The sequence below is a fragment of the Streptomyces sp. MB09-02B genome (assembly GCF_033794485.1).
Lineage (GTDB): Bacteria > Actinomycetota > Actinomycetes > Streptomycetales > Streptomycetaceae > Streptomyces.
Map to the genome: position 1 here is coordinate 1 of NZ_JARGEE010000549.1, position 5,114 is coordinate 5,114.

Sequence of the window (5,114 nt, forward strand, 5' to 3'; positions counted from 1 at the left end):
CTACGCGCCGACACCGCCCCCGGGCCCCGGACCGGCCACACCGGCCGAGGGCGCGGACGGAAGTGGGGCGGCAGAGGCGCCACCGGCGGCGTACGGAACAGCCGATCCGGCGGGGGCCTTCGAGACGCCCCACCATCCGCTCCCCGGTGCGCAGCGCACGCCGGTGCCGACGGAGGAGAGCGGGGCGCAGGCACCGCCGGGCGAGCAGGGCGCGGCGGCAACAGCGGCCGGGGCCCACGGTGCGGCCGCGCCGGCCGGGAACCACGGGGCGCCCACCACACCGGGCGGTCGCACCGGGACGCCGACCGGTGATCACGGTGCCCCCACACCGGCCGGCACCTATGGAGCGTCTACGCCTGCCGGGGCGTACGGAGCCTCCACGCCGACGGGTGCTAACGGAGGCCCGACATCGGCCGGGACATTCGGAGGCCCGACGCCGATCGGGGCGTACGGTCCGTACGCGGCGTCTTCCGGCCCGTACGGAGGGACGCCGACCGCGGGCGGCGGCCAGGGGCCCACCGTCAGATCGGTGGTGCCCCGGCGGCGGAGGCGGTCGTACTTCGTCGTCGTGGCCGCGTTGGCGATGTGCGCGGTGGCCATGGGGGCGTACCTCGTCACCCGCACACCCGTCGAGGACTCCGCGTCCGCCACGCCGACCGCCGGTACGACCACGGCGCCCGACGGAAAGGCCGCCGCGCCGCTGCCGGGGTCCTCCGACTCGCCCTCGCTCTCGCCCTCCGCCGAGAAGGACCAGAAGAAGGGGGACGGGGAGAGCCCGTCCGTGAGGCCCTCCGAGGAGACGGGCGACGCCACCCCCGGCGAGACGGCCGACACCACACCCGGTGCCGGAGGTTCATCGGGCGGTGACGGCGACGCGGCAGCGACCACCCCCGCGCCCACCCCGACCAAGACCACGACGAAGCCCGCCACCCCCGCCTGGATCTCCCAGTGCACCTACTACTCCGGCACCGAACTCACCGACCGGGGCGACGAGGGCCAACGCGTCGTCCAGGTGCAGTGCATGCTCCAGAAGCGCGGCCACAGCGTCGGCGGCTCGGGCGTGGACGGCAAGTTCGGGAAGGACACGGAGTCGGCGGTCAGGCAGTTCCAGGCCGCGAAGGGACTGGAGGTCGACGGCCAGGTCGGGCCCGACACCTGGGCGGCGCTGCGCGGCACGACGTAGCGAACGGCACGACGCGGCGAGCGGCACGACGCACACGCGTACGACGCGGGGCCCGTCGGACGTACCGACGGGCCCCGCGCCCCACACGTTCAGCGCATGCACCTCGACGGTGCCTCGGTTCAGTGGAAGAAGTGCCGCGTCCCCGTGAAGTACATCGTGATCCCGGCCTTCTGCGCGGCCTCGACGACCAGCTCGTCACGGACCGAACCGCCCGGCTGGACGATGGCCTTGACGCCGGCCGCACCCAGCACGTCGATGTTGTCCGGGAACGGGAAGAACGCGTCAGAGGCGACGTACGAGCCCCGCGCGCGCTCGGCGCCCGCCCGCTCCACCGCCAGCTTGCAGGAGTCGACGCGGTTGACCTGTCCCATCCCCACGCCGACCGACGCGCCGTCCTTGGCGAGCAGGATCGCGTTGGACTTCACCGCGCGGCAGGCCTTCCAGGCGAACGCCAGCTCGGCCAGTTCGTCGGCGGAGAGGGCGTCGCCGGTCGCGAGGGTCCAGTTGGCCGGGTCGTCGCCGTCGGCCTGGAGCCGGTCGGTCACCTGGAGCAGCGCACCGCCGTCGACGGGCTTCAGCTCCACGGGCGCGGCGGGCGCGCCGGGGGCCTTCAGCACGCGGATGTTCTTCTTCTTGGCGAGGGCCTCCAGGGCCCCCTCCTCGTAGTCGGGCGCGACGATGACCTCGGTGAAGATCTCCGCGACCTGCTCCGCCATCTCCTTGCTGACCGGCCGGTTGACGGCGATCACACCGCCGAACGCGGACAGCGGGTCACAGGCGTGCGCCTTGCGGTGCGCCTCGGCGACATCCGCGCCGACCGCGATCCCGCAGGGGTTGGCGTGCTTGATGATCGCGACGGCCGGCTCGTCGTGGTCGTACGCGGCACGGCGCGCGGCGTCCGTGTCCGTGTAGTTGTTGTACGACATCTCCTTGCCGTGCAGCTGCTCGGCCTCGGCGAGGCCGCCGGTCCCGGAGACGTACAGCGCGGCCGGCTGGTGCGGGTTCTCGCCGTAGCGCAGGGTGTGCGCGCGCTCCCAGGTGGCCCCGAGGAAGTCGGGGAACTGCGAGTCGTCGGCGGGCGCGTAGGACGAGGCGAACCACGAGGCCACGGCGACGTCGTACGCGGCGGTGTGCTGGAAGGCCTCGGCCGCGAGCCGCTTGCGGGTGGTGAGGTCGAAGCCGCCGTCCTGGACGGCGTTCAGGACATCGGCGTACCGCGCCGGGCTGGTGACGACGGCCACCGAGGGGTGGTTCTTCGCCGCCGCGCGGACCATCGAGGGGCCGCCGATGTCGATCTGCTCGACGCACTCGTCGGGGGTGGCGCCGGAGGCGACGGTCTCCCGGAAGGGGTAGAGGTTCACGACGACGAGGTCGAAGGGCTCGACCCCCAGCTCGGCGAGCTGGCGCTGGTGGTCCTCCAGCCGGAGGTCGGCGAGGATGCCCGCGTGGACCCTGGGGTGCAGGGTCTTGACCCTGCCGTCCAGGCACTCGGGGAAGCCGGTGAGCTCCTCGACCTTGGTGACGGGGACGCCGGCGGCGGCGATCTTCGCGGCCGTGGAGCCGGTGGAGACGAGCTCGACACCGGCCTCGTGCAGCCCGCGCGCGAGGTCCTCGAGGCCGGTCTTGTCGTAGACGCTGACAAGCGCACGGCGAATGGCCCGCTTGGCGTTGCTCTCGGCGGTCACTGGATAACTACCTTTCGTCCCTCGATGCGATAGCCGTTGCGGGCGAGCCGCCCCACGACATCGACGAGCAGCCTTCGCTCGACTTCCTTGATGCGCTCGTGCAGAGCGCTCTCGTCGTCCTCGTCCCGGACCTCCACCACGCCCTGCGCGATGATCGGCCCGGTGTCGACGCCGTCGTCGACGAAGTGGACGGTGCAGCCGGTGACCCGGGCGCCGTACGCGAGCGCGTCCCGCACCCCGTGGGCCCCCGGGAAACTGGGGAGGAGGGCCGGGTGGGTGTTGACGAACCGACCGCCGAACCGCGCCAGGAACTCCTTCCCGACGATCTTCATGAACCCGGCGGAGACGACGAGGTCGGGCTCGTACGAGGCGACGGCCTCGGCGAGCTCCGCGTCCCACTTCTCACGCGTCGCGTGGTCCTTGACCCGGCAGACGAAGGTCGGCAGCCCGGCGCGCTCGGCGCGGGCGAGCCCCTCGATCCCGCCGCGGTCGGCTCCGACGGCCACGATCTCGGCGCCGTAGGCCTCGACGCCGGTCGTCGCGATGGCGTCCAGCAGCGCCTGGAGGTTGGTGCCGGATCCGGAGACCAGCACGACGAGGCGCTTGGCCACGGGCTTGGCGGCCACGGTGGGGCCCTTTCTACGGGTTCTGCGGGGACGTTCGGGTCCGCCGACGGCGCCGGTGCATGCGGTGCACCTGCGCGCTTGTGCATTCCTACGAATGCTTCGCGTCTCCCGATACGGGGAAGTCTACGAAGCGGCCGACCGTCAGCAACGATACCGGCACATCGGACGGCCCCCGTGGGACGGGGGCGTGGCCGGGAGGTAGCGTCTGCCAGGAGCGGGCTCGGGAACGCGGTCGGTGTGTGGGGCGTTCAAGGAGTGACAGCTCATTCCCCAGTAGACCCACCGCAGACCCACCGCACCCACCCAGACCCACCGCACCCACCGCAGGTTCACCACCTGGCTCCGACGCCAGGATCCACCGCCAGACTTGCTCGCTGACTCATCGTCGTATTCACCAAGGGGAAGACGCACTCCTGATGCCGGACCGCAGCCTCCGCCTTCGTTCGCTCCTGCTGCGTGAGCGGAGTTCCTCGCCCACGCCTCCGCGCGAGAGCGAGGACACTCCCGAGCAGCCCGGGCAGCCCGGGCGAGGCCAGGGTTCAGGCTCTTCGGACGACAATCCGTTCGCGCCGCCGCCCGAGGGCGCGCCCGACCGACCGTGGCAGCCGCGCCGGCCCGACGGCCGGGGTTCCGACGACGGAGCGGGGCGCGGTGGTGGTCACTCGCCGTGGGGCAGTCAGTGGAGCGACCGGCAGCCCGGCCGCTCGTCCGGTGGGCACTTCGGTGACCGTCCCGGTGGTCAAGGCGGGCCGGGGGGACCTGGCGGTTCCGGCCAAGGGCCCGAGGGCGGGCCGGGCAGTGGGCTGCGCTGGGACCCGACGGACCCGGCCCAGCGGCGCGCGCGGTACTCGTTGCTGAGCGGCATGTGGGCCTTCTTCTTCGCGCTCTTCGCCTGGCCGTACGTGGCTCTGCTGCTCGGTTCACTGGCCGTGTACTGGGCCGTCAGCGCGCTGCGTGCCAAGTCGCCCACGACGGATCCGTCCCGGTCGGCGGCGCCCGGGCCGAGCGGTCGCCCCCAGCGGACAGCGGCCATCAGCGGCCTGGTGACCTCCACGATCGCACTCGCGATCGTCGCCATCACCTTCACGGCGCAGTTCGTCTACCGCGACTACTACACCTGCGTCGACGACTCCCTCACCACGGTCTCCGCCAAGTCCTGCAAGGACCTCCTCCCGGAGGGCCCGCTGCGGGACGTGCTGGGCGCGCAGTAGCCGCCCGGCAGACCAGTCAACGCCCCGAAGGCGCCGCCGATGACCCGTCGGCGGCGCCTTCCTCTCGTCAGAGCGCTTCCCCCGGCTGCAACTCGCCGCTGGAGTCGGTCCCCGGCGCACCTCCGGACGGGGCAGCGGAGCCGGAACCGCCATCAGAAGGGTCAGGGGTCGCTTCATGATCACCTTCGCCCCGGACCGTCAACGCCTCGCGCAGTGCCGCCCGTCTGGGACCGCGCTTCCCGCGGGGCCCGCCGGGAGCCACGGCGCGCGGCGGGGGCGCTCCGGGGCGCAGGAGAACATGAAGCGACCCGTGACCCTGCTGATGGCGGTGCCGGCTTGGCTGGCCCGTCGGGCGGTGCGCAGGGGACCGCCACCAGCGGCGACTGGCACCCCGGGGGCGCGCTCCGCA

4 protein-coding genes are annotated in these 5,114 nt (G+C 73.0%); 2 read left to right on the forward strand and 2 right to left on the reverse strand.

Annotated features, from left to right (window positions below; genetic code table 11):
- A partial coding sequence (locus tag P1P70_RS40310; RefSeq protein ID WP_319246811.1) for a peptidoglycan-binding domain-containing protein occupies window positions 1-1,183 on the forward strand: 1,183 nt, incomplete at its 5' end.
- Between the two features lie 119 nt (window positions 1,184-1,302).
- On the opposite strand, the gene purH is transcribed toward P1P70_RS40310, so the two are convergent.
- On the reverse strand, window positions 1,303-2,868 hold the full coding sequence (gene purH, locus P1P70_RS40315) for a bifunctional phosphoribosylaminoimidazolecarboxamide formyltransferase/IMP cyclohydrolase (protein ID WP_319246813.1): 1,566 nt from the start codon (window positions 2,866-2,868) through the stop codon (window positions 1,303-1,305).
- Window positions 2,865-3,494: a phosphoribosylglycinamide formyltransferase gene (gene purN, locus P1P70_RS40320; protein ID WP_319246815.1), complete on the reverse strand. Its 630-nt coding sequence runs from the start codon at window positions 3,492-3,494 to the stop codon at window positions 2,865-2,867. The genes purH and purN overlap by 4 nt, the downstream gene beginning before the upstream one ends.
- A 416-nt stretch (window positions 3,495-3,910) precedes the next feature.
- Here purN and P1P70_RS40325 point away from each other — a divergent pair, with 416 nt between their 5' ends.
- Window positions 3,911-4,705, forward strand: coding sequence for a hypothetical protein (locus tag P1P70_RS40325; RefSeq protein WP_319246817.1), 795 nt, complete (start codon window positions 3,911-3,913; stop codon window positions 4,703-4,705).
- The last annotated feature ends 409 nt before the right edge of the window (window positions 4,706-5,114 follow it).

Bases quoted from the DNA above. Each gene is read 5' to 3' on its own strand.
- P1P70_RS40325 (WP_319246817.1), top strand. From the start codon at position 3,911: ATGCCGGACCGCAGCCTCCGCCTTCGTTCGCTCCTGCTGCGTGAGCGG.